Origin of the sequence: Rhizobium sp. BR 314, from assembly GCF_047445805.1 — a bacterium.
Taxonomy (GTDB): Bacteria; Pseudomonadota; Alphaproteobacteria; order Rhizobiales; family Rhizobiaceae; genus Rhizobium; species Rhizobium lusitanum_B.
Map to the genome: position 1 here is coordinate 94,413 of NZ_JARWLA010000002.1, position 26,445 is coordinate 120,857.

The 26,445-nt window shown below is 60.2% G+C and carries 28 protein-coding genes and 2 pseudogenes; 13 read left to right on the plus strand and 17 right to left on the minus strand.

The annotated features are described in order from the left end of the window. Positions 1 to 129: 129 nt before the first annotated feature. A complete protein-coding gene (locus QD461_RS02970) occupies positions 130 to 1,170 on the minus strand; it encodes a zinc-dependent alcohol dehydrogenase family protein (RefSeq protein WP_414086417.1) in 1,041 nt (346 codons plus the stop codon). A gap of 309 nt (positions 1,171 to 1,479) precedes the next feature. Here QD461_RS02970 and QD461_RS02975 point away from each other — a divergent pair, with 309 nt between their 5' ends. Continuing rightward, on the plus strand, positions 1,480 to 2,367 hold the full coding sequence (locus tag QD461_RS02975; RefSeq protein ID WP_414086418.1) for a branched-chain amino acid aminotransferase: 888 nt from the start codon (positions 1,480 to 1,482) through the stop codon (positions 2,365 to 2,367). Positions 2,368 to 2,394: 27 nt separating this feature from the next. Here the strand turns inward: QD461_RS02975 and QD461_RS02980 are convergent, their stop codons facing one another. The 4 genes from QD461_RS02980 to QD461_RS02995 form a co-directional block, all read right to left on the minus strand. Next, positions 2,395 to 2,934, minus strand: a complete 540-nt coding sequence (locus QD461_RS02980) for a GNAT family N-acetyltransferase (RefSeq protein ID WP_414086419.1) — start codon at positions 2,932 to 2,934, stop codon at positions 2,395 to 2,397. A gap of 136 nt (positions 2,935 to 3,070) precedes the next feature. Next, positions 3,071 to 4,300 carry an MFS transporter gene (locus QD461_RS02985; protein WP_414086420.1) on the minus strand — a complete coding sequence of 410 codons (1,230 nt, stop codon included), beginning with the start codon at positions 4,298 to 4,300 and terminating at the stop codon, positions 3,071 to 3,073. Next, positions 4,297 to 4,983 (minus strand): YbhB/YbcL family Raf kinase inhibitor-like protein, encoded by a 687-nt coding sequence (locus QD461_RS02990; RefSeq protein ID WP_414086421.1) that lies wholly within the window; start codon positions 4,981 to 4,983, stop codon positions 4,297 to 4,299. Before QD461_RS02990 ends, QD461_RS02985 begins: the two co-directional genes overlap by 4 nt. Before the next feature lie 107 nt (positions 4,984 to 5,090). Beyond that, positions 5,091 to 5,906: a helix-turn-helix domain-containing protein gene (locus QD461_RS02995; RefSeq protein WP_414086422.1), complete on the minus strand. Its 816-nt coding sequence runs from the start codon at positions 5,904 to 5,906 to the stop codon at positions 5,091 to 5,093. 175 nt (positions 5,907 to 6,081) lie between these two features. Between QD461_RS02995 and QD461_RS03000 the strand changes: the two genes are divergently transcribed. After that, entirely contained in the window at positions 6,082 to 6,429 is a 348-nt protein-coding gene (locus QD461_RS03000) for a nuclear transport factor 2 family protein (protein ID WP_414086423.1), read from the plus strand. Between the two features lie 3 nt (positions 6,430 to 6,432). On the opposite strand, the gene QD461_RS03005 is transcribed toward QD461_RS03000, so the two are convergent. Next, the gene (locus QD461_RS03005) at positions 6,433 to 7,080 is read right to left on the minus strand and encodes an Asp/Glu racemase (protein WP_414086424.1); all 648 of its coding nucleotides are present in this window, start codon (positions 7,078 to 7,080) and stop codon (positions 6,433 to 6,435) included. A 270-nt stretch (positions 7,081 to 7,350) separates the two neighbouring features. Here QD461_RS03005 and QD461_RS03010 point away from each other — a divergent pair, with 270 nt between their 5' ends. Further along, positions 7,351 to 7,953 carry a superoxide dismutase gene (locus tag QD461_RS03010; RefSeq protein ID WP_184701229.1) on the plus strand — a complete coding sequence of 201 codons (603 nt, stop codon included), beginning with the start codon at positions 7,351 to 7,353 and terminating at the stop codon, positions 7,951 to 7,953. A 127-nt stretch (positions 7,954 to 8,080) separates the two neighbouring features. Next, on the plus strand, positions 8,081 to 8,923 hold the full coding sequence (locus QD461_RS03015) for a metallophosphoesterase (RefSeq protein ID WP_414086425.1): 843 nt from the start codon (positions 8,081 to 8,083) through the stop codon (positions 8,921 to 8,923). A 119-nt stretch (positions 8,924 to 9,042) separates the two neighbouring features. On the opposite strand, the gene QD461_RS03020 is transcribed toward QD461_RS03015, so the two are convergent. Beyond that, the gene (locus QD461_RS03020) at positions 9,043 to 9,744 is read right to left on the minus strand and encodes a helix-turn-helix transcriptional regulator (protein ID WP_414086426.1); all 702 of its coding nucleotides are present in this window, start codon (positions 9,742 to 9,744) and stop codon (positions 9,043 to 9,045) included. A 128-nt stretch (positions 9,745 to 9,872) separates the two neighbouring features. Between QD461_RS03020 and QD461_RS03025 the strand changes: the two genes are divergently transcribed. From QD461_RS03025 to QD461_RS03035, 3 genes are all read left to right on the plus strand, one after another. Further along, positions 9,873 to 10,508 (plus strand): LysE family translocator, encoded by a 636-nt coding sequence (locus QD461_RS03025; protein ID WP_414086427.1) that lies wholly within the window; start codon positions 9,873 to 9,875, stop codon positions 10,506 to 10,508. Positions 10,509 to 10,676: 168 nt separating this feature from the next. Further along, positions 10,677 to 11,120, plus strand: coding sequence for a c-type cytochrome (locus tag QD461_RS03030; protein WP_414086428.1), 444 nt, complete (start codon positions 10,677 to 10,679; stop codon positions 11,118 to 11,120). 99 nt (positions 11,121 to 11,219) lie between these two features. Further along, a complete protein-coding gene (locus tag QD461_RS03035; protein ID WP_414086429.1) occupies positions 11,220 to 12,134 on the plus strand; it encodes a c-type cytochrome in 915 nt (304 codons plus the stop codon). A gap of 12 nt (positions 12,135 to 12,146) precedes the next feature. Here QD461_RS03035 and QD461_RS03040 read toward each other — a convergent pair whose 3' ends face one another. Continuing rightward, positions 12,147 to 12,926 carry a class I SAM-dependent methyltransferase gene (locus tag QD461_RS03040; protein ID WP_414086430.1) on the minus strand — a complete coding sequence of 260 codons (780 nt, stop codon included), beginning with the start codon at positions 12,924 to 12,926 and terminating at the stop codon, positions 12,147 to 12,149. Positions 12,927 to 13,025: 99 nt separating this feature from the next. On the opposite strand from QD461_RS03040, the gene QD461_RS03045 reads away from it, so the two are divergent. Next, complete coding sequence (locus tag QD461_RS03045; protein ID WP_414086431.1) at positions 13,026 to 13,652, plus strand: C39 family peptidase; 627 nt, start codon at positions 13,026 to 13,028, stop codon at positions 13,650 to 13,652. 103 nt (positions 13,653 to 13,755) lie between these two features. Here QD461_RS03045 and QD461_RS03050 read toward each other — a convergent pair whose 3' ends face one another. Further along, complete coding sequence (locus tag QD461_RS03050) at positions 13,756 to 14,244, minus strand: GNAT family N-acetyltransferase (RefSeq protein WP_184701244.1); 489 nt, start codon at positions 14,242 to 14,244, stop codon at positions 13,756 to 13,758. A 197-nt stretch (positions 14,245 to 14,441) separates the two neighbouring features. After that, on the minus strand, positions 14,442 to 14,855 hold the full coding sequence (locus QD461_RS03055; protein WP_184701245.1) for a MerR family transcriptional regulator: 414 nt from the start codon (positions 14,853 to 14,855) through the stop codon (positions 14,442 to 14,444). 319 nt (positions 14,856 to 15,174) lie between these two features. Between QD461_RS03055 and QD461_RS03060 the strand changes: the two are divergent. Further along, positions 15,175 to 15,591: pseudogene (locus QD461_RS03060) on the plus strand (cation transporter); the annotation flags it as partial. 86 nt (positions 15,592 to 15,677) lie between these two features. Next, positions 15,678 to 16,670, plus strand: coding sequence for a class A beta-lactamase (gene bla / locus QD461_RS03065; protein WP_414086432.1), 993 nt, complete (start codon positions 15,678 to 15,680; stop codon positions 16,668 to 16,670). Between the two features lie 83 nt (positions 16,671 to 16,753). On the opposite strand, the gene QD461_RS03070 is transcribed toward bla, so the two are convergent. Together QD461_RS03070 and QD461_RS03075 are read right to left on the minus strand one after the other, a co-directional pair. After that, the gene (locus QD461_RS03070) at positions 16,754 to 17,302 is read right to left on the minus strand and encodes a hypothetical protein (RefSeq protein WP_414086433.1); all 549 of its coding nucleotides are present in this window, start codon (positions 17,300 to 17,302) and stop codon (positions 16,754 to 16,756) included. Positions 17,303 to 17,368: 66 nt separating this feature from the next. Next, the gene (locus tag QD461_RS03075) at positions 17,369 to 18,874 is read right to left on the minus strand and encodes a protein adenylyltransferase SelO (protein ID WP_414086434.1); all 1,506 of its coding nucleotides are present in this window, start codon (positions 18,872 to 18,874) and stop codon (positions 17,369 to 17,371) included. Between the two features lie 163 nt (positions 18,875 to 19,037). Between QD461_RS03075 and QD461_RS03080 the strand changes: the two are divergent. After that, positions 19,038 to 19,413, plus strand: a pseudogene (locus QD461_RS03080) (VOC family protein). 12 nt (positions 19,414 to 19,425) lie between these two features. Here QD461_RS03080 and QD461_RS03085 read toward each other — a convergent pair. Continuing rightward, positions 19,426 to 19,947: a DUF1697 domain-containing protein gene (locus QD461_RS03085; RefSeq protein WP_414086435.1), complete on the minus strand. Its 522-nt coding sequence runs from the start codon at positions 19,945 to 19,947 to the stop codon at positions 19,426 to 19,428. Between the two features lie 20 nt (positions 19,948 to 19,967). After that, positions 19,968 to 22,061, minus strand: coding sequence for a S9 family peptidase (locus QD461_RS03090; protein ID WP_414086436.1), 2,094 nt, complete (start codon positions 22,059 to 22,061; stop codon positions 19,968 to 19,970). Between the two features lie 384 nt (positions 22,062 to 22,445). On the opposite strand from QD461_RS03090, the gene QD461_RS03095 reads away from it, so the two are divergent. Then, positions 22,446 to 22,835: a DUF930 domain-containing protein gene (locus QD461_RS03095; protein WP_414086437.1), complete on the plus strand. Its 390-nt coding sequence runs from the start codon at positions 22,446 to 22,448 to the stop codon at positions 22,833 to 22,835. 13 nt (positions 22,836 to 22,848) lie between these two features. On the opposite strand, the gene QD461_RS03100 is transcribed toward QD461_RS03095, so the two are convergent. Then, on the minus strand, positions 22,849 to 23,181 hold the full coding sequence (locus QD461_RS03100; protein ID WP_184701259.1) for a chaperone modulator CbpM: 333 nt from the start codon (positions 23,179 to 23,181) through the stop codon (positions 22,849 to 22,851). A 3-nt stretch (positions 23,182 to 23,184) separates the two neighbouring features. After that, entirely contained in the window at positions 23,185 to 24,096 is a 912-nt protein-coding gene (locus QD461_RS03105) for a DnaJ C-terminal domain-containing protein (protein ID WP_414086438.1), read from the minus strand. A 270-nt stretch (positions 24,097 to 24,366) separates the two neighbouring features. Between QD461_RS03105 and QD461_RS03110 the strand changes: the two genes are divergently transcribed. Continuing rightward, the gene (locus QD461_RS03110; RefSeq protein WP_414086439.1) at positions 24,367 to 25,158 is read left to right on the plus strand and encodes a polysaccharide deacetylase family protein; all 792 of its coding nucleotides are present in this window, start codon (positions 24,367 to 24,369) and stop codon (positions 25,156 to 25,158) included. 113 nt (positions 25,159 to 25,271) lie between these two features. Here QD461_RS03110 and QD461_RS03115 read toward each other — a convergent pair whose 3' ends face one another. Continuing rightward, a complete protein-coding gene (locus tag QD461_RS03115; RefSeq protein WP_414086440.1) occupies positions 25,272 to 26,441 on the minus strand; it encodes an AI-2E family transporter in 1,170 nt (389 codons plus the stop codon). Between the last annotated feature and the right edge of the window lie 4 nt (positions 26,442 to 26,445).

Here is a 26,445-nt window from a genome sequence, read left to right on the forward strand (position 1 = left end):
GTGCAAGGGCACTAGATGAAAGAGTCTATCCCGATTGCATGACAGTTTTTCGAAAGCGCGCCTTCATCGTTCGGTTGAACCGCAAAAGCTAGGTCAATCCTGAGGTTTCCTGCGCCTCGAGGGCTGGGTTCAAAATTGCGTGATGACGCTGATGCCCATGCCCTCGGCTTTGTCGAGCGTCATCAGCGCGGGAACCGCCTCTTCCAGGCTGATCTTGCGGCCGATGAGCTTCTGCGGCGCGATCTTGCCGGCGGCAAGCATGTCGAGCATGGCATCGTAGCGCCAGGCCTGCATGCCGTGGCTGCCATAGATTTCCAGCTCATGGCCGATGACCTGCGCCATGGGGATTTGCGGCGTAGCATAGTCGCCGAGCATGAGGCCGACCTGCACGTGCCGGCCGCGGCGGCGTAGGTTCTTGATGGAGTTGAAGCAGGTCGTGGGGTGGCCGAGCGCATCGATCGAGACATGGGCACCGCCCTTGGTAATCTCGCGCACCGCCTCGCTAACGTCAGCCACGCTAGCCGCATTGATCGTCGCCACGGCACCGCATTCACGGGCGAAGGCCAGCTTCTCGTCGGAAATGTCGATGGCGATGGCATTGGCGCCAAGGGCACTTGCGATCATGATTGCCGAAAGGCCGACGCCGCCGCAGCCATGCACGGCGATCCATTCGCCTGGCCGTGTCTTTGCCTGGTCGGCAACGGCGCGGAACGAGGTGGCGAAACGGCAGCCGAGACTTGCCGCTGTCGCATCGTCGATCGTCTCGGGCAGGTGAACGAGATTGGTGTCGGCATAATCGATCGCAACATATTCGGCGAAGGAACCCCAGTGGGTAAAGCCCGGCTGGAATTGGCTCGGGCAGACCTGCTGGTTGCCGGAATGACATTCGGCGCAATGGCCGCAGCCGGAAACGAAGGGAACGGTGACGCGATCACCGACCTTGAAACGGACGACGCCGCGACCCGTCGCGACGACCTTGCCGGCGAGCTCATGGCCCGGCACATGCGGCAGCTTGATATCCGGATCGTGCCCCATCCAGCCATGCCAGTCGCTGCGGCAGAGCCCGGTGGCACCGACGGCGATGACCACGCCGTCCTCGCCCGGCGTCGGATCGGGCAAGTTGCGTATCTCAGGCGTCGCCTCGAAAGACTCGTAGTACATCGCTTTCATCGGAGTTCTCCCTGTTTGCCTGCCATCCGTACGGTCCATCATTTTTCCTGATGAACCCATTCGTCAAGTTGTTGTTTCGGCGCATGAAAATTGCGCTATGAATGCGGTATCGGGCGCTTTGTTGCAAATGGATTTTGCCGCGCAGTTTCTGCTTGACCCTGAGATTGCGCGGCTATTTGCTCTTCGCCACCAGAGCAATTCCGGGAAAAGTGCGTAGCGGTTTTCCGTCCGGAATTGCGTAAAAACAAAAAGATGGAGCGGTTCACAGATTACGTGAAAAGCTGAGCCGCTCAAAGAGAGGAAACACCCATGTCCGTCGATACGTCGCCCCGCTCCACCACCTGGACCCATGTCGAAGGAGAGTGGCTCTCCGGCAATCCGCCGCTCATCGGGCCGACCTCGCATGCCATGTGGCTCGCCTCGACCGTGTTCGACGGCGCGCGCTGGTTCGATGGCATCGCGCCCGATCTCGATCTGCATTGCCAGCGCGTCAACCGTTCTGCCGTTGCTATGGGCCTGAAGCCGGTCAAGACGGCTGAAGAGATCGAAGCGCTCGCCTGGGAAGGCATCAAGAAGTTCGACGGCAAGACGCCGATCTACATCAAGCCGATGTATTGGGGCGAGCATGGCTCGGCCGGCAGCGTTGTCGCGGTCGATGCGGAATCGACGCGTTTCGCGCTGTGCCTGTTCGAAGCGCCGCTCGGCGGCAATGGCGGCATCACGCTCACCGTTTCGCCCTTCCGTCGCCCATCGCCGGAAACGGCAATGACCGACGCTAAGGCCGGCTCGCTCTATCCCAATAGCGGCCGCATGATACTGGAAGCGAAGAAGCGCGGCTTCGACAATGCGCTCGTCTGCGACATGAACGGCAACGTGGCCGAAACCGCCGCATCCAACGTCTTCATGGTCAAGGACGGCATCGTTTACACGCCGATCGCCAACCGCACCTTCCTTGCCGGCATCACTCGCGCCCGTGTCATCGGCCTGCTGCGCCAGGAAGGTTTTGACGTCCGTGAAGAAACGCTCACCGTGGAGCAGTTCAAGGCGGCCGACGAGGTGTTCACGACCGGCAACTATTCCAAGGTCGTCGGCGTCAAGCGCCTGGACGACCGCGAGTTTCAGGAAGGGCCAGTCGCCCGCAAGGCGCTCGAGCTCTACATGAACTGGGCGCACGGCCGCAGCGCCAGCGAAGAGTAAGCGGCCGTCGACCGCGAGGCGATGGGATCATTGCCTCGCGGTGTCGGCTTCGAACGCCGCCCTTGTTATGCTGTAGGAGGCAAAGGCTTCGTCGTGATATGTGATGTGGCGCGGCTGTGACAGGCCGAGCTTCTCTGCGACGCGGATGGATGCCGCGTTTCCGGGAGCGATATCGGCGATGACGCGGTCGAGTCCGAGTGTCTGGAAAGCATGGGCAAGAACCGGCGTTGCTGCCTCGGTTGCATAGCCTTTGCCCCAGGCAACCCTGTTAAACCGCCATCCGATCTCGATATCAGGCCCGGTCGCGTCGACGGGTATCAGCAATATCCAGCCGAGGAACTGCTCTGGGTTTTCCCTAGCGCGAACCGACCAATAACCCAGCCCGTCGCCGAAATTCGCTTTTATTCGACCTTCCACAAAGGTTCGGTGTGCATCCATGTCGTGCCACGGGCCTGGGATGAAGCGCGTTACGTCCGGGTCGCGATCCATCGTAATGCAGTCGCGAAGGTCGGCCATGGTCCGAGGAAAGAGGAGCAGTCGCTCGGTTTCAAAACTTGGAAGTGCCATGGCGGATCTCCTCAACTGCCGATAGCGGGAGAATACCAAAAGCGCGTTTGAGCTCAATATGGCCCAGATAGAATCGCGGAGATTAGGCCGCGATTCTGACCCGAAGTGCCCTAAGTCGAAGGTGAGGGCAGACAGGCTATTCCGCTTCCTTCTTCGGGCTCACCCACCAGCAATAGATGGCGCCGAGCGCGAGCAGCACGCATGTGCCCAGGAAGACGGCGCGCATGCCGATATGGCCAGCGACAAAGCCGCCCATCACAGGCCCTGCCACCTGACCGACATATTGCGATGAGATGGAAAGGCCGAGGATGCTACCCGTCGCCGCATCGGGAACGTTGTGCCGGATGACGGCGGTGATGCAGGGCAGGAGCCCCCCGAGCGCAATGCCCATCAGGAAGCGCAGCGCGATCAGTTGCCCGGCCGACGTGACGAAAGCCTGCGGGATGAGCAGCAGCGCCGCGACGGTAAGGGCCGCCATGATGACGCTCCAGTAGCCGATGCGGTCGGCGAGCTTGCCGAGCCAGGAGGACGACAGGATGCTGCCGAGCGCCGCAGCGGCCATGACGATGCCCGACACCATCGTCACGTTGGCGTCCGTGACGAACTGCGCGACATAGACTGTTATGATCGGCTCGATCGACATATTGGCGAGCATCAAAAGCAGGCCGAGTGACAGCATGGCAATGACCGGACGCTTGTTCGGAATGGAGGCCCAACTGCCGCTTGCCTTTGCCGCCTTCTTCCGCGCCGTGGATTTCTCTTCCTTGATCAGGAAGGTCGTCGCCAGGAAGGTGAAGAAGATCACGCCGCCGGCCAGTAGGAAGGTGCCGCGAATGCCGATAACAGGCGGCAGCGCGCCGCCGATCAGCGGTCCCACCAGATTGCCCGCCATGATGCCGGCGGACAGCGTGCCGAGCGCCCATGCGGAACGATGCTTCGGTGTCTGCGCGGCCACCAGTACCATCGATCCCGAGGCATAGCCGCCAGCAAGGCCTGTGAACAGCCGCAGCGCCACCAACTGCCAGACATTGCCGGCCATGCCCATCAGCGAGATCGCGACCGTCATGCCGAGGCTGGCGCGGATCAGCATCAGCTTGCGGCCGTAGATATCGCCGAGCCGCCCCCAGAGCGGCGCGACAAAAGCGGCGGCAAAGAAGGTGGCGCCATAGGCAATGCCGGACCATTGCACGATCGCGGCCTTATCACTGACGCCGAGTTCTTCCACATAGAGCGGCAGGAAGGGGAGCAGCAGCGTCATCGCCACGATCGTCGTGAACGAACCGACGAGGCAGATGATCAGGTTCCGCATCCAATGTGCGGTTTCCTGCTCAGCCGGTGCGACTGCATCCCATCTCGTCTCGGTCATTTCTCGGCCTTTGCATTCAATGTGTAAAATAATTCCTGGCTGCCTGATGCCAGGATGTGCCCCTTCGCGGCGGCGATCAGATCGGCGCGGGTGAAGAGATCGGGAAGCTTCAGTTGGTCGACGTCGAGCGCATAGACGGTGACGTGGTAGCTGTGAATGCGCTCGTCATTCCAGGGCGGGCAGGCGCCCATGTAGCCGCCATGCGGCCCATTCCTTAAATTGCCGCCGCCGGCTCCGTTCTGACCGCGCCGTCCGTAGGCCGTGCGCTCCAGCTGCAGGCCGCCGGAGGAGGGGCCGTTTCCATCGGTGCCTTCGTCAAGGCTGGTGCGCGACGCCGGGATATCGACCAGCACCCAATGAACGAACTCCATCCGCTTGAAGTCTTTCGGAATGGTTTTGTCGGCCTTGTTGAACAGCGAGAAATCGGTGGGAACGTCGGGGTCGACCATGGTCACCGCATAGGAGCGGGTTCCCTCTGGCCCCTTCGACCAAGAGACGCCGAGGCTTTTGTTCGGTCCGGGCGCCGACTTGTCGGATCCCGTCACGATACAGGAGGCGTTCTCCGGCAGCAGCATCCGGCCGTTGCTCTTTGCGAAGGTCACCTTGAGATCGGCCGAGAGCGCCGGCGTGGCGGCGGCAGTTGCGATGGCAATGGCATTCAGAACTTTGAGCATGGTTTTCATGATGTTGCCCTTTCATGTTGCGGCTCCTGTGAGCCTTCGAGGACAGGGTCTAACAAATCGGACCGAGCGACTGCGCACGCAAACGCTCAAAATGCGGTCGGAAACGCTCACGCGCTGCGAAGTCGATCGGCAAAGCGGCGTGGCGAGCGATAGCCGGTGGCAAGGGCCGCTTCGCGCAGAGACAATCCGTCTTCCGCCAGAAGGGTCGTTGCAAGTGCCACGCGCTCGCTTGCGAGAACATCGCGCAACGCTGCGCCTTCGCGCGACAGACGGCGGCGCAGTGTCGCATTGCTGGTGCCGAGTTCAGCGGCAATGAGAYCGGCCGTCCAGGAGCGATCCGGCTGCCAGCGCACCAGCGCCCGCACAGCCTCGGCTGTGGTCTCGGGCGAGCCGGGTAGGGCGCCGCGCAATCCGAGCACCATGAGGATTTCGAGAAGCCTGTGCTCGATCAAAGGGATCGGCATGTTGCCCTCAGCAATGCCTTCACCTGCGTGGCTGATGGCCGCCGCCAGCAATGGATCAAGGGGTAACTCCGCCTGTGTGGCGATCTGGGCAGGTGGAAATGCCTTTGCCGCCCGGCGCGTCAACTCCTCGGGAAAGGTAATGAAGATCGCCCGATACACGCCCGTCTGTGGATCTGGGTCGTTGACCACATCACCGCTCCAGCCGGCGGGCAGCACGATCACCGTGCCAGCCGTAAAGTGCCGTTGCCGTCCCATGCTGACGATTTCCTTGGAACCTTCGAGCACGGCGACGATTGAGACCTGTGAAAAGGCCGAGCCGGCAATGCGCTCGCGTTCGCGTGTGACGAAGGTGAAAAGCGTCGAATAGCTGCCGACGCCGGTCGGCGTGACCGCCGGGCGGTTGTCCTTCGCTGCCAAGCGGCGCAGCTTTTCCAACATGTGATGATGAGCCTCGGACACGGCGATGGCTTCCTGCTTCGATGGGGTTGGCGCGGAGTTTGGACCACGTCCAAGGCAATGCCAAGTCCGCAAACCGCCTTGTTGGTTCGCTCACCTTATGTTATTAACCGATTGCGTTTTGCAATCGGTATCTGCCGGACAGACATGACGCCATCGGCTGCCAAGGAGGAGACACATGACGAATTCCCTGGACAATGCCCGCTGCGACACGGTCAAACGCCTCTTCGCCGCCTATCTGGCCCAGCGTCCCGAGATCGTGGATGCGATGTTGGCGCCGGATTTCACCTTTTCCAGCCCGCGCGACGATCATATCGACCGGAAGAGCTACTTCGAGCAATGCTGGCCGAAGGAAAAGACCTTCCGCGACATTCATATCGAACATCTGTTGGCCGATGGCGACGATGTGATCGTCGGCTATCGCGCCGAGAAGATGGATGGCGGCAGCTTTCGCAATGTCGAGCTGATCCGCTTTGCCGGTGATCGCATCTTGGAGGTGAACGTCTATTTCGGCCGAAACCTGTAAAAACTAGCCCGCAATCTTCGCCATGGCTGCCGCAAGCGCAGTCACCGGACCGCTCATCGGTTGCCGATAGCCTTCCGGCAGAAGACGCCCTGCATCGGTCATGGACGCTTGCGCGAAGGCGATGGTGACAGCACCTTCGCAGTAAGCCGTCTTGACGGCATCGGCTATGGAGGCGAGATAGCCAGATAGATCACCCGCCCGAAACAGCGCCCAGGCACCCGGCACCAACCGAACCTCGATCTCGGCGCCTGTCGCCTTCGCCGCCGCCTCGAAAAGCGCCGTCGTCGGGGCGAGCGTCGTTTCCACTGTGCATAGTACGATGATCTTGCCGCCAGCCCTGACGGCCTCGTCGGCAAGCGTAGCATCCGCTCGAATAATAGGTGCCGCCGCGCCCGGTGCCACTTTCGTCGCTGCCGGTCCGAGCGTTGAGCAGTTGAGCACCACGGCATCGGCATCCTCGGCGAGATGCCAAAGGAGAGCAGCCGTTTCGCCGGAAATCTCTTCGGTCAACCGTCCGGCCGCTTCGGCGGAGAGAAGAAGGTCGGCGCGGACATGGTGACGCAGCGTACCATCGGGCAGTCCGAGCACCCTCGCTGCAGTCTCATAGATGGCAATGTTGCTTTCGGCAGTGTGTAGGCAAGCGATTGTCATGGGGCATTTCTCACCAGGGCGAACTCCGGCGAAACTAGCTGCGGCTCCCGCCTTTGTCGACATTCCATCTCGGTGTCGCGGCATGCATCCCGATACCGATGTATTCAATAAGATTAGTTTTAAAGTAGATGCTATACCCAATTGAAAATAAGGCAATTTTTGCTTCTGCAGGCAACTTTTTTGGCATGTCGCCGGTTGCTCTTCCTGGCGACCGCTCCTATGTTCCGGTCACCTGCCGACCGCAATTTTCTGCCAAGAGGAGATATGACCATGGCTTTCGAATTGCCTGCACTTCCGTACGATTACGACGCCCTTTCGCCGTTCATGTCGCGTGAGACGCTCGAATATCACCACGACAAGCACCACAAGGCCTATGTCGACAACGGCAACAAGCTCGCTGCCGAAGCCGGTCTTTCCGACCTGTCGCTCGAAGAAGTCGTGAAGAAGTCTTTCGGCACCAATGCAGGCCTCTTCAACAATGCTGCCCAGCACTACAACCACATCCATTTCTGGAAGTGGATGAAGAAGGGCGGCGGCGGCAACAAGCTGCCGGGCAAGCTCGAAGCTGCCTTCAATTCCGATCTCGGCGGCTATGACAAGTTCAAGGCTGATTTCGCCGCTGCCGGCGCCACGCAGTTCGGCTCGGGCTGGGCATGGGTTTCCGTCAAGAACGGCAAGCTCGAAATCTCCAAGACCCCGAACGGCGAAAACCCGCTGGTTCATGGTGCAGACCCGATTCTCGGCGTCGACGTCTGGGAACACTCCTACTACATCGACTACCGCAACCTGCGTCCGAAGTATCTCGAAGCCTTCATCGACAGCCTGATCAACTGGGACTACGTCCTGGAGCGCTACGAAGCCGCTACGAAGTAAGGTCTGCCGCTAAGGCTGGCTTTCGCACCCGGCGTCTTGATGGCGTCGGGTGTTTTCTTATCGTCAGCCCATATTGACGTATTCGTGGGCCGCTTGGCGTTCCAAGGATGCCGCCCAAGGAGGCTGAATGCCATCAGCACCGCTCTTCCGCTTCGGTGTCGTCGCCGATCCGCAATATGCCGATCTCGAGCCCAATCTGACCCTCAATCGCTATCCCGCGAACAGCCTTGCCAAACTTCGTTCGGCGATAGAGGAATTCAACCGGCACGATATCGCCTTCGTCGTGACGCTTGGCGACATCATCGATCGCGAATGGAAGAGTTTTGATGCGATCTTGCCGGTCTATGAGACGCTGCGTCATCGGAAGCACTTCCTGCTCGGCAACCATGATTTCGCGATAGCGCCCGAGCATCTCGACAATGTGCCCGCACGTGCCGGCATGCCCTCCGCCTATTACGATTTCGGCCATTCCGGCTATCGCTTCATTGCGCTCGACGGCAACGAGATCAGCGTCTTCGCTCCGCCGGAAGGAGATCCGCGTCGACAGCAGGCAAAGGAGCTGATGAAGGCGCTGGAGGATGCGGGAGCGCTCAACGGCCAGCGCTGGAACGGCGCCATCGGCGAGCGGCAATTCGACTGGTTTGCCGAGAAACTGCAGGAAGCGAAGGCGGCAGGCGAGAAGGTCGTCGTCATGAACCATTATCCGGTCTTCCCGGACAACGGCCACAACGCCTTGAACAGCGAGCGGATGCTCTCGCTTCTGGCCGGGCACGACCATGTCGTCGCCTATCTCAACGGCCACAATCATGCCGGCAATTTCGGCGTGTCGGGCGCCACTTACTTCGTCAATTTCAAGGGCATGGTCGATACCGAAGACGCCAATGCCTATGCAATCGTCTCGGTCTATGAGGATCGGCTGGAGATCACCGGTTTCGGGCGCGAAGTCGATCGAACTTTGACGCTGCGCTGAGCTCTTGCTGGGCAGCCATCCGCCTTTCGATCGCGTCCCTTCTGTGGCTTGTCGGACATGCGAGGAGAGGCTGTTTGGCCTGACAGGATCCGGTCCCGTGATCGTTGTCCAGCAACATCTCAAGCGTTTGTAGTGGAGGCGTTCGTCTGCCAGCCGTTCACCCAGATCTGCCTGAGGCCGTCACCTTCGCCCTTGAACCAGAGCCCGGTCGGCTGGCAGTCCTCGATCCTGTCGCTGCGGAAATTGCGAATGGCCTGACGCAGCTCGCACCAGGCGACCATATTCGCCGTCTCGGCATAGTAGATCAGCGCGATTGGCCGGATGATGCGCTCCGTGGCGCGGCCGAGTTCATCGCGATAGGCCAGTTCGAGCTTTTCCTCGTCGCGAATGGCGCGGCGGACGAGTGCCAGGTCGATTGCGGATGCTGAGGGCGCCGCGAATCCCCAGGCATGCAGCGCATTGGCATCGAGGGTCTGGCGCAGTGGCGGCGGCACGGCGCCGGCGATCTTGGCGGTCACGCGCTTGGCGGCTTGTTTCAGCTCGGCGTCGCCGGTGCGCTCCAAGAGCGCCAGCGACAGCACGATCGCTTCCATCTCCTCGATCGAGAACATCAGCGGCGGCAGGTCGAAACCCGGCCGCAGGATATAGCCGATGCCGCGCTCGCCCTCGATCGGCACCCGCATCGCCTGCAGTGCGGCGATATCGCGATAGACCGAGCGTACCGTCACCTCCAGTTGGCCGGCAATGTCGGCCCCCGTTACAGGCCTTTTGGCCAGCCGCAGGATCTGGATGATCTCGAAAAGGCGTGATGCCTTGCGCATTTCTCGCCCCGAAAGTGAAGGCTACTGACAACACCCTGTCAGTTGGTTTTACATATAAGATCGTCTATCGACTTGAAAATCAACCATTTCCTCTCCGATCTTCACGGAGAGGGCGATAGGCAACTGACATGGGTTATGCAGAGAATCTTTGGCTTTTCTTTCTTCTTCTTTTGGGGATCATCATCGTGCCGGGTATGGACATGCTGTTCGTGCTCGCCAATTCGCTGACCGGCGGCAGCAATCGCGGCCTTGCCGCGACGGGCGGCATCATGCTCGGCGGCGCAGTACATTCGCTGAACGGCGCGGTCGGCATCGGCCTGCTGATGCATTTCGTGCCCGTTCTCTTCAATCCGCTGCTCGTCATTGGCGGCGCCTATATGGCCTATATCGGCTATACGCTGATGCGCAGTTCCATCACCGTCGGCGGAGAAGGGCCGGCCGGCAGCCGTTCCGCCTGGAAAGCCTTCCGGCAGGGAGCGGTCACTTGCCTGATCAATCCCAAGGCCTATCTGTTCATCTTCGCCGTCTATCCGCAGTTCCTGAAGCCGGATTACGGTCCGATGTGGATACAGGCGGTCATCATGGGAGCCATGACCATCGCGACCCAATTTGCCGTTTATGGCGCTCTTGCAGTTACTGCCGGGCGCAGCCGCGAGCTGCTGGTCGCCAACCCCAGGGTAACTGCCTTTGCCGGCCGCGCGGCCGGCCTGCTGCTGGTTGCGGTTTCGGCATTTACGGTCTGGGAGGGCCTAAAATTGGCGTGAGGATTGATTTGGCGAATGCATGTGTCGATAGCATGACACTGATTTCACTTGGTTCTCACCACTTTGTGACTTCATTGCCGGAGTGGAAACCGGCAAACATGTCGCCCGTACTCATGCGTCGGGTCGCCTGCGTGGCCTCGATCATTCGGAAATAAGTAGGAGAACGAAATGAAATGGAAAGCGATTGTGGCGGCAGCGGCCTTGGCCAGCATCGCCCTGAGTTCGGTCGTCGCAGCCGACGGCACGCATGATTCCCGCATCGGGATGATGAAGAAGATCGGCGGCGCTGCGGGAGCCCTCGGCGCGATTGCCAAGGGTGACAAGCCCTATGACGCCGATATCGTCAAGGCATCGCTGGCGACGATTGCAGAAACGGCGAAGGCTTTCCCAGAGCAGTTCAACCCGCAGAGCGACAAGGGCGATGCCGAAGTCAATCCGAAGATCTGGGAGAACCTCGACGACTTCAAGGCCAAGGCCACCAAGCTCTCCGCCGATGCCGAGACGGCGCTCGCCCAGCTTCCGGCCGACAAGACAGACGTCGGCTCGACGCTGAAGACCCTTGGCGGTGCATGCGGCGCTTGTCATCAGGCCTACCGCGTCAAGAAAGACTAAGCGGTAGGTCGGGATTTCGTCTCAGGGTTGGTTTCGGCCTCGCGTCTGATTTGTGACCGGGGCGGGGCGCATCGGCTTTGAAGCCGGAAGGGGGTAGTTGTGATGGCACGGTTTATCCGGTGGCTGCTTTGCCTCCTCGGCGTGGTCGTCCTTGGCGGCGGTGCCTTTTATGTCGTGACGGCGCCTTCGCCCTTGCCGGCAAGCCATTGGACCAATCTTGGCGATCCCGATCTCAAGAACGGCGAGAGGGGCTTCTGGGCAGGCGGCTGTACGAGCTGTCATGCTGCGTCCGGTGCTCAGGGCGATGCCAAGCTCGTGCTTTCGGGCGGTCTGGCGCTCACCAGCCCCTTCGGCACCTTCCATGTGCCGAACATCTCGCCGGACGAAAAGGCCGGGCTAGGCAGCTGGACACTTGCCGATTTCGGCAATGCCATGAAACAGGGCGTCGGCAAGCAAGGCGAGCATCTCTATCCGTCCTTCCCCTACGGCTCGTATACCCGCATGAGCGACAAGGACATCAACGATCTCTGGGGCTTCCTGAAGACGCTGCCGAAGAGCAACAATGTCGCTCCGCCGCACGAACTGCCCTTTCCCTTCAATATCAGGCTGGCGGTGGGCAGCTGGAAGTTCCTCTATCTCAATGATCAGCCGCGCGCCATCCTTGCCAACGCGAATGAGAAGGTCAAACGCGGGCAATATCTGGTGGAAGGCCCCGGACATTGCGGCGAATGCCATACGCCGCGTGACAGTCTCGGCGGCTTCATAGGCGGCCAATGGCTGGCGGGTGCGCCCAACCCCGAGGGCAAGGGCCAAATCCCGGATATTACGCCCGGCTCCAAGGCAATCGGTGGCTGGAGTGCCGGAGATATCGCCAATTACCTCGAAACCGGTTTCACCCCGGATTACGATTCCGCCGGCGGCTCGATGGCCGAGGTCCAGCAGAACATCGCCCACCTGCCAGCGACGGACCGCGAAGCGATTGCTGCCTATCTGAAGGCGCTGCCCAAGAGATAAGTCGAAAGGCGCTCAGGTCTCGTTTGAACGGCGAGCGAGATAGAGATGCGTTTCGTAATGCAGTTCGAATACATCGCCTTGGGCGGCGATTGCGTCGGCCAGTTCGGCAAGCAAAGCCTCCTTCCGGCCTTCAGGCAGAAGCCGGTAGCTTGAGAGCGTACGAAGCAGGTCCGTATAACCCTGTGCCGTGTGCGACCGGCTCCAGCGATAGCAATGCTCTGTTGGCGCTTCGAACTGATCGGATTGCCGTAGCTGCTCGGCAAACGGGCCGTCGGGCAAATACCAGGACTCGACGGGCGGTCCTGAAAGTTGCGGGGCGTGACGGGCATAGATATCGGCAAATCTCTCCGCAAATTTCGGTTCGGGCGGCATTGGCACACTGCCAAAGACAGCAAGCGCACCTCTCGGCGCCAGCAGAGCCGCACTTTTGGCAAGGCGCAGTTCCTGCGCGACCCAATGGAAGGATTGCGCCGCCGCTATCAACTTGAAGCCTCCTTGTTCCGCTGACCATGCTTCGAAAGTGGTTTGTGCGAACCGCACCTGAGGAAATTTTGCTAATCTTTCGCGCGCAACTGCGATCAGTCCCTCGCCAGGATCAGTGGCGAGAATCGAAAGCCCCTGACGGGCAAAACCTTCCGTCGCCTGTCCCGTACCGCAGCCGATCTCCAGCATCCGGTCTGAAGGTTCCAGCCCCGCAAACTCGATAGTATCCGTGAAAAGAGCATCGGGATAAAGCGGGCGGGCACTATCGTAGAGCTTGGCGACGCCATCGAATGTGAACCGCTGTTCCAAGATGCACCTCCAGTTGCGGATCGAAGCCGATAGCCTTTTTTCTAGCGCATTTTCCGTCGAGCTTGTAGCAACTGGATTCGGTACCGGGAGAGGGTGGTCGTGGACGCAAGGGTGACGCAGAAGGTTCCTTATTTCAGCCAATGGGAAACGCCCGACATGACTCTGGCTGTCGTCGCCGAAGGTGCGCGGGCGGCCTTGCTGAAGGATCCGCTCTGGGCGTCCTCCGGTGCGCGCGATATGGAGGAATATGCCCATTGGGCTGCCAACCTCTGCGGCATGGCCTGCCTGAAGATGGTGCTTGCCGCCCGCACCGGTAAAGCGGTCCCGATCATGGATCTGGCCATGGGCTGCAGGGATTATGGCGGCTATGTCGAGGAGCCGGATGGCAGGATCAGGGGGCTGATCTACGCGCCCTTTATACCCTTCGTTCGCGATCGCTTCGGTCTGGCGGCAAGGGTCGTTACCGGGATCTCCATCACTGACATCGTCGATATCCTCACCCAATCTGAATTTTTCATTGCGTCAGTCCATCACTCCATCCGCTGGCCCGAGACCGAGCCGCCGGCAAAGGGCGGCCATCTGGTGCTGGTGACAGCCATCGACGGCAAAAAGATCCGCTTCCACAATCCGTCCGGTCACGTCGATGCGACGCGCGAGAACGCGGAGATGACGCTGGAGACATTCGAGAAGTTCTTTGCTGGCCGCGGGATCGCCATCGATCGCTGAAGCATTTCCAGGAGGCGTGCGCAGCGGTGTTCCATCCGGATTGCGCAAAACCGTAAAGGTTCTGGAAGTCAGGGTTCAATGGCGATCCCGTTAAAGGCCGGCATCAGGCTAGAGCCTGCAGATAGCGCATGCCGGTGACCGGACGAGGCTTGAAATCCATGTGTTCGTAGAAGCGATGGGCCTGGAAATTGCCTGTCGCGGCGCCGACCGAAAGGTAGCTGCAGCCGGCCTTGCGGGCGATGTCGCGGGCGCGGTCGACAAGATGCTGTCCGATGCCGTGGCCGCGATGGCCGTCACGTACAAAGAGATGATGCAGGTCCATGCCTCGCTGGCCTTCCTGTGCCTTGTAGAGCGGCACGAGAATGGCGTAGCCGATCAGCCCATCTTCGCCTTCGGCAACAAGCGCCGTGATCCACGGCAGCGGGCCGAAAAGATCGCGCTCGAGCTGCTCGGGCGTCGAGCCGGAAGGGTCGCCGTGATGGGCGGCCAGAAGCCGGATCATGTCGTTGAGCTCGGGCAGGTCTCGCGGCTGCGCGCTGCGAATAGTCAGAACGGGCGGGCGAAGAAGTGAGATGTCGCTATCGTCTAGCATGGCATTTGCGTCCTTTATTTTAAATGAGCCGTCAGGACGCTGCCGATACAACAAAGCCGCCTGACGGCGGCTTGTTGACAAAGTGATCTGTCTTGGCCGCCCCTTACAGGTACAGCCAAAAATACGAGCAGTTATGGAGCGCGTGCGTGATCATGGGCGTTTACATGATCCGCTTCAGCGCATTTGTCAATGGGGGCTCAATGCTCTGCTTCGCAAAGCCCGTGATCGGACAGCGCCCGGATCACATAGCAGTCCTCGATGCTGTGGCCGTCGCAATGCGAGACGATGCGCTCGAGCTCATGCTCTAGCCGCTTCAGCTGGGCGATCTTAATGCGGACGTCGTCCAGATGTTCGCGGGCAATGCGGTCGGCGCCGACGCAGGGGCGGTCCGGGTGCTGGCTGAGCGAGATCAGCTCCTTGATGGCATCGATCGTCAGGCCGAGATCGCGCCCATGGCGGATGAAGGCCAGGCGCTCCAGATCGGCCTTGGAATAGCGCCGCTGATTGCCTTCGCTGCGATCAGGCTCCGAGATCAGGCCCATCTGTTCGTAATAGCGGATCGTCGGCACTTTCACGCCGGTACGCTTGGATAGATCACCGATCGTCAGCATCTCTCGTCTCCGATACCTCCAGAGCAATTCCAGCAAAAGTGCGTAGCCGTTTTGCGCCCGGAATTGCGTAACAAAATGAGAGAGAGCATTTCCAGGCGTCGTCTAAGGCGGAAAGCTCTAGTCTCTAGAGCTATATATGCCGTGGATCGTTCGTCTTTGCAAGGGCAGGCAGCAATAGCCATCCATACAACCGGAGATCCGGATGTTCCACATCATACGTCAGCAAGCCACGCTGTTATTGCGCGTCCGCCGCCTCAAAGTCAGATGGATGCCGTGGAGTGTGCGTTCGAGGCCGAGCGTCCGTGCAGGGAGGTGCTGCGTGCGGAAAGCGAACAGGCCCGCTGTCACGCGGTCGATGACCCCGGTTCTCGCCATTGCCGCGCTTCTGCTCGGCAGCCGATTCAGCTGGTCGTTCCTCGATCCGCCCATGGGCATCGTCGGCGGTCTGGTGATCCTGCAACGGTCGAGGAGCCTGTTGAGCGCCTCCGGCGCCGTCCTGCTCGATTTCATTCCGCAGGGAGAAGATCTGCCGGGCGAAATCCGCGGCGCGATCGAGACGGGGACGGATCGCATTACCGATCTGCATGTCTGGCAGGTCGGCCCCGGGCAGCATGCAGCGACCGCAGTGGTAGAGACGCCCATTCAGTGCGATCCCACTTTCTACAAGGCGCGGCCGGCCAACATTCACGAACTCTCTCACGTCACCGTTGAAGTCACAGTCGACAAGGCGGCATAAAATCCGGTAGCAATCGGGCCGGCCGGAGGCTTGCCATATTCCTCGCATAGCCCACAATCCGGTCCGATTCTGCTGGAGGCTTTCGAATGCCCATATTGCTCACCCGTCGCCGCCTTGTGGCAGGTTCCGCTCTGCTTGCTCCTGCTCTGACGCTCGCTCCGAAAGCGCTTTTTGCCCAGGCCGCCACCACGCCCGCGCCTGCTCCTCAGGATAATACTGCAATGCCGTCAGACGGACAGTCGCCGGACGGCGATGGCGGCGCGCAGGGCAATACGCAGCTGACCGACGATGTCGACAAGCAATTGGCGGCCCTGGAGAAGAAGATCGGCGGACGACTTGGGGTCTCCGTCCTCGACACGGAGACCAATATTTCGCTCGGAAGCCGCGAGGAGGAACGGTTTCCCCTTTGCAGTACCTACAAAGCTCTTGCCGTCGGCTTCGTGCTGGCGCGGGTCGATCAAGGGGTCGAAAAACTGGACCGCCGCGTCACCTACGGGAAAGACGTCGTGGTGACCTATTCCCCGGAAACCGAGAAGCATGCCGGCACCGAGGGCATGACCGTCGCAGAACTCTGCGGCGCAGCGATCACGCTCAGCGACAACACCGCCGGCAATCTGCTGCTGGAAAGCTTTGGTGGTCCGGCGGCGCTCACGGCTTGGCTGCGTTCAACCGGCGACACCGAGACACGCCTCGATCGCAATGAGCCCGACGTCAACCAAGCGACCAAGGACGATCCGCGTGACACGACCACACCCGATGCGATGCTGGATACGATCGGCCTCCTGACACTCGGCAACACGCTGTCGGAAACCTCCAGGGATCAACTGGTCAACTGGCTAGTCGGAAATACCACTGGAAATAATCGGCTGCGCGCAGGACTGCCCAAGGAATGGAAGATCGGCGACAAGACCGGCACCGGCAACAATGGCTCATATGCCGATATCGCCGTTATCTGGCCGCCGGAGCGTGGGCCGGTTCTGGTGACGACCTTTGTGGCGGAAGCCACGGCGCCTGCCAAGGATGTGGAAGCGGCCTTCGCCGAGATCAGCAAAATCGTCGTCGGCATGGTCGGGCAGTAACGAAAATCCGCTAGATAAAACAAAGCGATGCGATCGAGATGTGAATCAGGATCGCATCGCCTTCATGTAGCGTCGCAATGAGTTCAGACCAAGGACAAGGCCGAGGCTGCGCCGTCTGCTTCTTTCTCGCTGTCGCCGTCGGTGTTTCCGACGCCGAGCTTCTGCTTGATCTCAGCGGCAATCTGATCGGTAATCGCCTTTTGGTCTTCGGTCGATAATTGGCTGAAAGATTCTTCCGTCAGCCCGTGTGCTTCCAGATATTGCGCGCGGATTTTCTGCGCGGGCGTCATGTTCGCCCACTTGCTGAATTCGTCCAGGATGTCCTGGTTGGATTTCTTGGATGAAGCCGTCTTGCTGCTGCCGTCGATGGCGCTCGATCCATCGTCTTCTGCACCGCTGCCGTCGGCTGCCGAAGTCGACGTTGCGCGGATATGGCTAAGCCAGAAAGCCGATGAAATTGAGGAGGGGATGCCGCTGCTGGATGTGATCGACGGTCCCTGTGATTCGTCCTGCTGCTCGCCGTCATCAGGCAGGCTGAAGGGCGTGCTGTCGTCGGAATCCGCATCCTGCTGGTTGCTGCGGATCGGGGCGCTGAAATAATTCTGGGTGCTGCCATGCACTTTCATCGTCATGTCTCCCTATGGGTTGGCGCGACGATGACTCCGCAAGCCTGTCTGGGGCTTATGTCTTAAGTTGTGTCAGGTGCCGCAAAAGGTCTGCAGCACTCGTTCCGAGGGCAAAGGTGGCTCGGTATAGGGTGCGAAGGCAGGCTGATCGTCATAGGGCTTGGCCAATACCTCCAGCAGCGCTTCGAACAGAGAGAAATCGTCGTCCTCGACTGCAGCCTGGATCGCCTGTTCGATTCGATGGTTACGCGGGATGAACGCCGGATTGGCCTTTCGCATGGCACTCGCCCGTGCGCCGGATGACTGAGGGTCCCTGGCAAGGCGCTCGCGCCAGCGCGCAAGCCATGGCGCAACGGCTTGCGGATCGTGGAAGGTCGCCGCGAAATCGGTGACGTCCTCGTCGGCTGCAACGGAGGCGAGGCGGCGGAAGGTCAGTGTGAAATCCGCGCCTTGCTGCTGCATGATCGTCAACAGCGACTGGATGAGATCGAGATCGCCCTCCTCTTCACTCGCAAGGCCGATCTTGCCGCGCATGCCCGAGAGCCATTGGGCCTGAAAGCGTTCGCCATAAGCTTTGATGACGGTATTCGCCAGTTCGATCGCCGTGTCGACGGATGGATCGATCAGCGGAATAAGCGTCTCACCGAGGCGTGCGAGGTTCCATTGGCCGATCGCCGGCTGATTGGCATAGGCATAGCGGCCATTCCGGTCGATGGAGGAGAAGACCGTCGCCGGATCATAGGCATCCATGAAGGCGCAGGGGCCGAAATCGATCGTCTCGCCAGACACGGTCATGTTGTCGGTGTTCATCACGCCGTGAATGAAACCGACATGCAGCCAGCGCGCGATGAGCGCGGCCTGCCGCTCGGCCACGGCCTCCAGCAGCGCAAGATAGGGGTTCGCGCGGTCGCTGATATCAGGGTAATGGCGGCCAATGACATGATCGGCCAGAACCTTCAGATTGTCCGTGTCGCCGCGCGCCGCAAAAAACTGGAAGGTGCCGACGCGGATGTGGCTCGCCGCAACGCGCGTGAAAACGGCGCCCGGAAGCACTTCCTCGCGGTAGACAGGCTCGCCGGTGCTCACGGCCGCGAGTGCCCGCGTTGTCGGAATGCCGAGAGCGTGCATGGCCTCGCTGACGATATATTCGCGCAGAACTGGGCCAATTGCGGCGCGTCCGTCACCGCGCCGTGAAAATGGCGTCGGTCCCGGGCCTTTGAGCTGGATGTCGCGGCGTCTGCCGTTGCGGTCCTTGACTTCCCCGAGAAGGATCGCGCGCCCGTCGCCGAGTTGCGGCACGAAGTTGCCGAACTGATGCCCGGCATAGGCCATGGCGATCGGCCGCGAGCCTGGCAGCAGCTCGTTTCCGGAGAAGATCGCCGCAGCATCCAGCCTCAAGGCATCGACGTCGAGCCCGAGTTCCTGCGCCAGCAACTCGTTGAACTTGATCAGCTTCGGGGCTGCAACAGGCGTCGGAGCCTGATCCGCAAAGAATTGCGGCGGTAGGCGCGCATAGCTGTTGTCGAAGGCGACGGGCGGCGCACGAAGCGCGGTATCATCATGAAGAGGAGAGCTCATGCGTATAAGGTAAGGTTGCTGAGGGGGAGGCGCAAGGCGCTTGTTCCAGGCAGGGTTTGACCTACCTGATTGACGACACGAGGATTTCGTCGGCGAACGAAGCCGTGGCGGCGAGGCCATATGAACGCCGGCTGAAAATGCGCCGAAACGCGGGGGAGAAAGCATGCGTCTGAATCAAGTGACAGTGACGATGCCGGACTTGGATGCGGGATGGAGTTTCTACTCTGCTCTCGGTCTCGCCTGTGGTCGATGCGCGCCCGCGATATGCACGTTTCGTCTGCCCAGATGGAAACAGTACATTCTCCCTGCATCAGGGCGAAGCAGACGGCAGCGGTACAACTGTTTACTTCGAGTGCGATAATCTGGATGAGGTGGTCCAAAGTCTCAAAGCGGCCGGTATCGGCTTCACAAGCGGGCCTGAAGACAAAAGCTGGCTCTGGCGTGAGGCCGAATTGTTCGATCCAGGCGGGAACCGGGTCGTCCTTTATTTTGCGGGAACGAACCGGATAGACCCTCCTTGGCGGGTCGCATCAAAGTGATGCTGTGCGTCCCTATTTCGCCTCCAGCTCGCGCGCCATCTCCGCGAGTTTCCGTACCGTGTTGAGATTTCTCGATGTACCTGCCTTTAGCGCCGGCAGCTTCAGTTTCGAGCGTCCTGAACCATCAGGGTAATGCACATAGATTTCGCGGCCGGCGATATGCACTTCCTCGCCACCGGGTGCCACGAGCTTGTCCAGCGCATCCTTCGGCGGTTCATCCGGCAGGAAGCTGACGAGCAGATAGTTTGGCTTGGCAAGCGGAAAGGGCGAATTGTCGGCCGCATGTTCCAGTTCCTGGCGGCTACGCAGGATGACGCCCGGAGAGCTTCCCATCTTGCGCGCCAGTGCCTCTTCAAGTCGTGCCTGCACCTTTGCCTCGCCCTCGTCGGAGCGAAAGAGCACATTGCCGCTCTGGATATAGGTCTTCACGTCGCTGAGGCCGATCTCCTCGCAGAGCGCCTTGAGTTCTGCCATCGGCAATGCGCCGGTGCCGCCGACATTGACGGCACGCAGCAGGGCCACAAAGACTGCCATTCGCTCCTCCCGACTTCAGCCTACATCTTGCCCGCGACCTTGATGGCGAAGGAATATTCGAAGGCCACTTCCTCCAGACGCTGGAAACGGCCGGATGCGCCGCCATGGCCGGCATCCATATTCGTCTTCAGCAGGATGGGCGCGTCGCCCGTCGTCTTGTCGCGCAGCTTGGCAACCCACTTGGCCGGTTCCCAATAAGTGACGCGCGGGTCGGTGAGCCCACCGAGCGCGAGGATAGGCGGATAGGCCTTCTCGCCGACATTGTCATAGGGGCTGTAGGCGGCGATCTGCTCATACTCTTGCTTGCTGTCGATCGGGTTGCCCCATTCCGGCCATTCCGGCGGCGTCAGCGGCAAGGTGTCGTCGAGCATAGTGTTGAGCACGTCGACGAAAGGCACGGCGGCAATGACGCCGGCGAATTTCTCCGGCGCCATGTTGGCGATTGCGCCCATCAGCATGCCGCCTGCCGAACCGCCCTCGGCGATGATCTTCGCGTAAGAGGTGAACTTCTCTTGATTCAGATAGTCGGCAGCCGCGATGAAGTCCTTGAAGGTGTTGGTCTTCTTCGCCATCTTGCCGTCTTCGTACCAGGCAAAACCCTTGTCCTTGCCGCCGCGGATATGGGCGATGGCATAGACGAAGCCGCGATCGGCAAGCGACAGGCAGTTGGTGTTGAAGCCGGCAGGAATCGTGATGCCGTAAGCCCCGTAGCCGTAAAGAAGGCAGGGTGCTGAACCGTCGAGCGGCGTGTCCTTGCGGTAAAGCAGCGTCACCGGCACCTTTTCACCATCCCAGGCGGGCGCGAAGACGCGGCGGGTGACGTAGTCCGAGGGATTGTGGCCCGAGGGCACTTCCTGCGTCTTCAACAGCGTGCGCTCGCGCGTCACCATGTTGTAGTCGAAAAGCTGGCTCGGCGTCGTCATCGAAGAGTAGGAGAAGCGGATGACGTCGGTATCGTATTCCGCAGCCCCCTGCAGGCCGAGCGAATAGGCCTCTTCCTCGAAGGCGATGGAATGTTCTTCGCCAGTGCGGCGATCGCGGATGACGATGCGCGGCAGGCCATCCTTGCGCTCCAGCCAGATGAGGTGGCGCGCGTAAGCCATGTGGTTGAGGATCAGCGTGCCCGGCTTGTGAGCCACCACTTCGCGCCAATTTTCCTTACCCGGTCTGTCGGCCGGCGTTTCCATGATCTTGAAATCCTTGGCGTCGCCGTCGTTGGTCAGGATGTAGAAGACGTCGCCACCTTCGGTGAGCTCATATTCGATCCCCGTTTCGCGCACGGCGACCACCTTCGGCTCGGCAGTCAAGTCGGAAGTCGCGATGATGCGATATTCGCTGGTCTCGTGGTCGTGGATGTCGATGAAGATGTAGTCATCGAGCAGCGAGCCGCCGACGCCCATGAAGAAGCCTGCATCCTCCTCCTCGTAGACGAGCCGGTCTTGCGATTGCGGTGTGCCGAGGATGTGATGGTAGATCTTGGACGGGCGATGGTTTTCGTCCTGCAGCGTGTAGAAGAAGCTCTTGCCGTCGGGCGCCCAGACGCCGCCGCCGCCGGTGTTCTCGAGAACATCCGAGAGATCCTCACCGGTCTCGAGGTTGCGGACCTTCAGCGTGAAATATTCCGAGCCCTTGTCGTCATAGCCCCAGATGCCGAGGCTGTGGTCGGTGGAGTGATCGAGGCCGGAAAGGCGGAAATAGGACTTTCCTTCGTTCTCTTTGTCGCCGTTCAGCAGCAGCTTGCGATCGCCGCCGTTGCGGGCTTCGCGAAAATAATGCGGCTGCTCGCCGCCGGTGACGTAAAGCGTGCCATAGGCATAGGGGCCGTCTTTGACCGGCACCGAGCTGTCGTCCTCCTTGATGCGGCCCTTCATCTCGCCGAAGAGAACCTTCTGCAGTTCCTTCGTGTCGGCCATTGCCGCATTCATGTAGGTGTTCTCAGCTTCCAGATGAGCGCGGATTTCCGGCGCCAGGATCGACGGATCCTTAAACATCGCCTGCCAGTTGTCGGCACGCAGCCAGGCGTAATCGTCGCTGCGGCTGATGCCGTGACGCGTATCCGCAACAGGATGCTTCGGGGCGGCAGGCGGGGTGGGGAGGTTCTTGAATACAGACACGAGTGCGCTTTCTCTGGAGTGAAAGTCGGATGCGAAGAGAACAGAGAAATAGAGGCGGGCCGCATGAGGTTCAATAGGGAACTCTCCCCTCAAGCTTCATACAAGTCGGGTAAACTACTGTTGATCGACTACGGTATCGCGCATCTTTCATCGCGCGCCAAGGGCGCTTTAGCGCCTTTAAATGCTTCAAGATTCAGCAAATCGATCTCGATCCGAGGAATGGCGCAGTAGGCAGCTTGCGGGAAACCGATCGGGAGCTGCCTTGATGAGACCACAATCTTTATCGAAGTCGGCATACATTGCGTCGACATAAAGGCGGTCGAACCGCCATCCCTGATGGAACGGACGCAACCAAATCCAGAATAATGCAAGGGACCGGTCTTCATGCTGAAACTCGTTGCCATCTTCATTCCATTGGCTGCTGTCGCCAACTCCGCCTTCGCTGTCGATCCGGCAATGAAGAAACAACTGGAGAAGCTTGATCCATCGGAACGCATGGAGCAGGCATGCGACGCAGAGGCAATGAAGCGGATCGGCACGGAAAAGACGGGCTTCAAGCCGGATAAAGTCATCGCCTACACATTCGGCGACCCTGCCATGAACCCGGATTCGATGGATGCGCCGGGCGCGGTCTTCCGCAGCAAGGGCGACTGGTATCATCTCTCATATAATTGCGTCACTGGCCCGAAGCACATTCATGTCCGGGAGTTGAGCTACCAGATCGGCGAAAAAGTGCCGCGCGAGGCGTGGCAGGAGCACTATCTCTACAATTGACTGGCAGGTGCCGTCAGCGCCGCCTCAGAACCTCGACGCGATTGAGCTCCGAGAGGATGAGCTGTTGCACGTCGGAAGGCTGGTGGCGAACGGCGTCCGTGAGATCGCGCAGCGTCGCGCGCAGGCTATGGATCTGATCGACCAGATCCATGACGACATCGACGCCGGGCTCGTTGACGCCCATGGCATTGCCGAGATCGAGGATGAGCTGGCCGCGGGCAATGTCGGCCTCGCGGAAGTTCCGGCCCTGATCCGTCACCTCCGGCACCACCCAGCCCTGTGAGATCCAGACTTCCAGCACCGTGGTCTCGATTTCGAGGTGCAGTCGAAACTCTCTCTCGTTCATTGCTTATCCTCCCATGGTCTTTCTGGGATCTTGTGTCTTGCCGGCTTCCCATTCCGAGACGAAACGCGTCAGCTCGGGATCCGACGCATCCGGAAGCACGATCTTCAGGGTAACATAGGCGTCGCCATGGTCTTTGCCGCGTACAGGCGCGCCCTTGCCCTTCAGCCGCAATGTCTTGCCCGTGTTGGAATTCGGCTGCAGCGTCACCGTGACGGCGCCGGAGGGAGTGGGAACCCTGATTTTGCCGCCAAGCACCGCTTCCGTCAGCGATATCGGCAGCTCCAGCCGAATGTCGTCGCCTTCACGGGTGTAGAACCGATGCGGACGGACATGCACCGAAATCAAAGCATCGCCGGCTGGCCCGCCATTGAAGCCGGGGTCGCCCTTGCCCTTCAGCCGCAGCGTCTGCCCGTCACGGGTACCTGGCGGTATCTGGACGTCGAGGGCCGGTCCATCAGGCAGGCTGATCTGCTTTTTCGCGCCGTTGATGGCATCAAGAAAGTCGACCTCCATCGTATAGTGACGATCTTGACCCTGCATTTGGGAATGGCCTCGGCTGCGCCGCGAGAAGAAGCTGGAAAACATGTCATCGGCATCACCGAAATCGGCAAAGCCGCCGGTATTCTGATAGGGGCCACGCTGGCCTTCATTGGCGGCGTAGTCGCGATAATAGTTGCGCGGTGCCTGTTCGGCGCCGCTGCTGTCGATTTCGCCGCGGTCGAAACGCGCGCGTTTCTCCTCGTCGCCGACGATGCCGTATGCCGCTGAGACCTCCTTGAATTTGTCCTCGGCCTGCTTGTCGCCGGGGTTGAGGTCTGGATGCAGCTTCTTGGCAAGCTTGCGATAGGCGCTTTGAATATCCTTTTGCGGGACGTCGCGTTTTACGCCCAATACTTCATACGGATCGCGGCTCATGCATGTCTCTCTTCGGGAGCACGGAAAATACGCAGATAGTGTTACGATGGCCTCATATCAATCGTAGCATAGACGCCGCCGGGTTGAAGCCCGGAGCGTGATGCTTTCTAAGCCCAGCGTATATCTGATGCGATATGGGTGGGTTTGCCCTCGGTCTGCCATATTTCCGGCGTGTTGCCGGAAGATGGCGAGCGGAGAGGTGGAAAATCCGTGGTGATCCCACGGTCTTCCGTCAGATTAGATTGTCTCGATTCGCCCGGTGGCCGCTTGATGAACCGTTTTGTGCTTGCATCCGCATTTCTTCTAGCCACCGGTGCTGCTTTTGCAGCACAGCCGGAACAACCGCCGGCAGGCTGGCCGCAATTGCCGCCGAAGGCAGCGGTCTCGAACGTCAAGCTCGTCGAGCCGCATTTACTAGTCAATCGAGCCGGCAAGGGCGCGCCGCGTATCGCGCTCACCTTCGACGCCTGCATGGGCAAGACCGACCCACGCATTCTAAGCACACTGGTCGATCAGCGCATCCCGGCAACCATCTTTGTGACCGCGCGCTGGCTGCGCACCAATCCCGATGCATTGAAGGTCTTCCTGGCTCACCCGGATTTGTTCGAGCTGGAAAATCACGGGCAGAACCATATCCCGGCCGTCGACATCCCGACCCAGGTCTACGGCATCCCTGCTGCCGGCTCGCCGGAGGCGGTCGCCCAGGAAGTGAAGGGCGGGGCGGATGCGATGATCGCGGCGGGCATACCGCAACCACGCTGGTTCCGCGGCGCTACTGCCAAATACAGCCGCTCGTCGATCGAGCAGATCCGCGGCATGGGTTACCGGATCGCCGGCTATTCGGTGAATGGCGACGGCGGTTCGCTCCTGCCGGCCAAGATGGTGGAAAAGCAATATGTCTCTGCCAAGGACGGCGACGTCATCATTTCCCATATCAACCAGCCGACGCACGCCGCCGGCGAGGGGGTGGCCGCGAGCATCCTGGCGCTGAAAGCGAAGGGCGTGCAGTTCGTCCGCCTTCAGGACATTCCCGAAAAGGGCGACGACGGCACGACGAACTGATGGCGTGAACCGGTTGGAGCATATCTGTTTTCAATCTGAGTTACGGAAATGCTCTATCCCTTTGTTTTCACGCATTTTCGGCAGTAAACCGCGCCGCTTCTCGTGGAATTGGTTTAACCCGGCAGTTGCGGCTGGGCCTTTTCTTCGATGAAGAGCTCGTCGATCACGGTCATGACAATCAGCGACAGTGGCAGCGCCAACATGGCGCCGACGGCACCCCACATCCATGTCCAGAAGATGATAGCGAAGAAGACGACAAAGGGATTGAGTTCCCACTGACGGCCCATGACGGCTGGAAAGACCAGATTTTCCACAGCGAGGTGGACTGCAAAGAAGGCAATGGCGGGAGCGAGCGCAAAGACTATGTCCGAATGCGTGATGATACCGGCGATTGCCAATGCAATCGTCATGGTGGTGACGCCGAGAAATGGAATAAAGCTGGCAACGAAGGCGAATACGCCCCAGAGCACCGGCACGCTTAAGCCGCCGACATAGGCGATGATCGTCATCGCGACACCGATGCCGGCATAGATCAATGAGGCCGTGGCGAAATAAAACCCCAGCACCTGCTCCACCGCATAGATAATCCTAATTGTCGTCAGTCGCGCCGCCCTGTTTGAGAAGGTCATGATGATCGTCTTGCGCAGGCTGAGCCGGCTAACGAGAAACAGGAGCAGCGCCGCAAAGAAGATCAGGATCTGAACGATGGCCGGGGTGAGGTTGCTGGAAACGACATGCAGGACATTGCCGCTGTTTTCCAGGAGGGTGGTGATCGACATCGGGCCGCTCTGGAAGGTTTCCGGCGAAATGTGCAGCCATTTGAACCGGTCGAGATAAGGCATCAGCCTATCCGCGGTTCGCTGGAAGAAATCGGGAGCCTCCTGCGCCAGCTTTGCCAGCGGCCCGGCAAGCGCATTGATGACGAGGAAAATCGCGAACGCTACGGCCGATGAGAGGAGAACGGCGTTGAGGACGCGCGGCACACCGAGCTTGCTGAGTTTCTCAGCCGCCAACCCCAGGATCATGCCGACGACGACGGCGAGGGTCACTGGAATGAGAATGATCGACATCATATAAACGCCGGCCAGAGCAAGGATAAGAAAGATACCTATGGTCGCCCACTCGGCGGCGATACGAAGCTGGCCGGTTGGCGGATTGTCCGCCGGTTCGGAAGTGGTTGCGTCGTTGCCATATCCTTGCGACATGTTCTGCCGCCCGCCGGAGTTCCCATCGCAAAGCTCCGGTCCGCCTGACTGGATTCCGGCGTTTCTATCGGTCTCCATGCAC

Bases quoted from the DNA above. Each gene is read 5' to 3' on its own strand.
- QD461_RS03000 (WP_414086423.1), top strand. From the start codon at position 6,082: ATGACGAATTCCCTGGACAATGCCCGCTGCGACACGGTCAAACGCCTC.
- QD461_RS03025 (WP_414086427.1), top strand. From the start codon at position 9,873: ATGGGTTATGCAGAGAATCTTTGGCTTTTCTTTCTTCTTCTTTTGGGG.
- bla (WP_414086432.1), top strand. From the start codon at position 15,678: ATGCCCATATTGCTCACCCGTCGCCGCCTTGTGGCAGGTTCCGCTCTG.
- QD461_RS02970 (WP_414086417.1), bottom strand. From the start codon at position 1,170: ATGAAAGCGATGTACTACGAGTCTTTCGAGGCGACGCCTGAGATACGC.
- QD461_RS03010 (WP_184701229.1), top strand. From the start codon at position 7,351: ATGGCTTTCGAATTGCCTGCACTTCCGTACGATTACGACGCCCTTTCG.
- QD461_RS03110 (WP_414086439.1), top strand. From the start codon at position 24,367: ATGAACCGTTTTGTGCTTGCATCCGCATTTCTTCTAGCCACCGGTGCT.
- QD461_RS02980 (WP_414086419.1), bottom strand. From the start codon at position 2,934: ATGGCACTTCCAAGTTTTGAAACCGAGCGACTGCTCCTCTTTCCTCGG.
- QD461_RS02975 (WP_414086418.1), top strand. From the start codon at position 1,480: ATGTCCGTCGATACGTCGCCCCGCTCCACCACCTGGACCCATGTCGAA.
- QD461_RS03070 (WP_414086433.1), bottom strand. From the start codon at position 17,302: ATGACGATGAAAGTGCATGGCAGCACCCAGAATTATTTCAGCGCCCCG.
- QD461_RS03085 (WP_414086435.1), bottom strand. From the start codon at position 19,947: ATGGCAGTCTTTGTGGCCCTGCTGCGTGCCGTCAATGTCGGCGGCACC.
- QD461_RS03105 (WP_414086438.1), bottom strand. From the start codon at position 24,096: ATGAGCCGCGATCCGTATGAAGTATTGGGCGTAAAACGCGACGTCCCG.
- QD461_RS03015 (WP_414086425.1), top strand. From the start codon at position 8,081: ATGCCATCAGCACCGCTCTTCCGCTTCGGTGTCGTCGCCGATCCGCAA.
- QD461_RS03075 (WP_414086434.1), bottom strand. From the start codon at position 18,874: ATGAGCTCTCCTCTTCATGATGATACCGCGCTTCGTGCGCCGCCCGTC.
- QD461_RS03050 (WP_184701244.1), bottom strand. From the start codon at position 14,244: ATGCTAGACGATAGCGACATCTCACTTCTTCGCCCGCCCGTTCTGACT.
- QD461_RS03115 (WP_414086440.1), bottom strand. From the start codon at position 26,441: ATGGAGACCGATAGAAACGCCGGAATCCAGTCAGGCGGACCGGAGCTT.
- QD461_RS03020 (WP_414086426.1), bottom strand. From the start codon at position 9,744: ATGCGCAAGGCATCACGCCTTTTCGAGATCATCCAGATCCTGCGGCTG.
- QD461_RS02990 (WP_414086421.1), bottom strand. From the start codon at position 4,983: ATGAAAACCATGCTCAAAGTTCTGAATGCCATTGCCATCGCAACTGCC.
- QD461_RS03095 (WP_414086437.1), top strand. From the start codon at position 22,446: ATGCTGAAACTCGTTGCCATCTTCATTCCATTGGCTGCTGTCGCCAAC.
- QD461_RS03030 (WP_414086428.1), top strand. From the start codon at position 10,677: ATGAAATGGAAAGCGATTGTGGCGGCAGCGGCCTTGGCCAGCATCGCC.
- QD461_RS03005 (WP_414086424.1), bottom strand. From the start codon at position 7,080: ATGACAATCGCTTGCCTACACACTGCCGAAAGCAACATTGCCATCTAT.
- QD461_RS03100 (WP_184701259.1), bottom strand. From the start codon at position 23,181: ATGAACGAGAGAGAGTTTCGACTGCACCTCGAAATCGAGACCACGGTG.
- QD461_RS02985 (WP_414086420.1), bottom strand. From the start codon at position 4,300: ATGACCGAGACGAGATGGGATGCAGTCGCACCGGCTGAGCAGGAAACC.
- QD461_RS03055 (WP_184701245.1), bottom strand. From the start codon at position 14,855: ATGCTGACGATCGGTGATCTATCCAAGCGTACCGGCGTGAAAGTGCCG.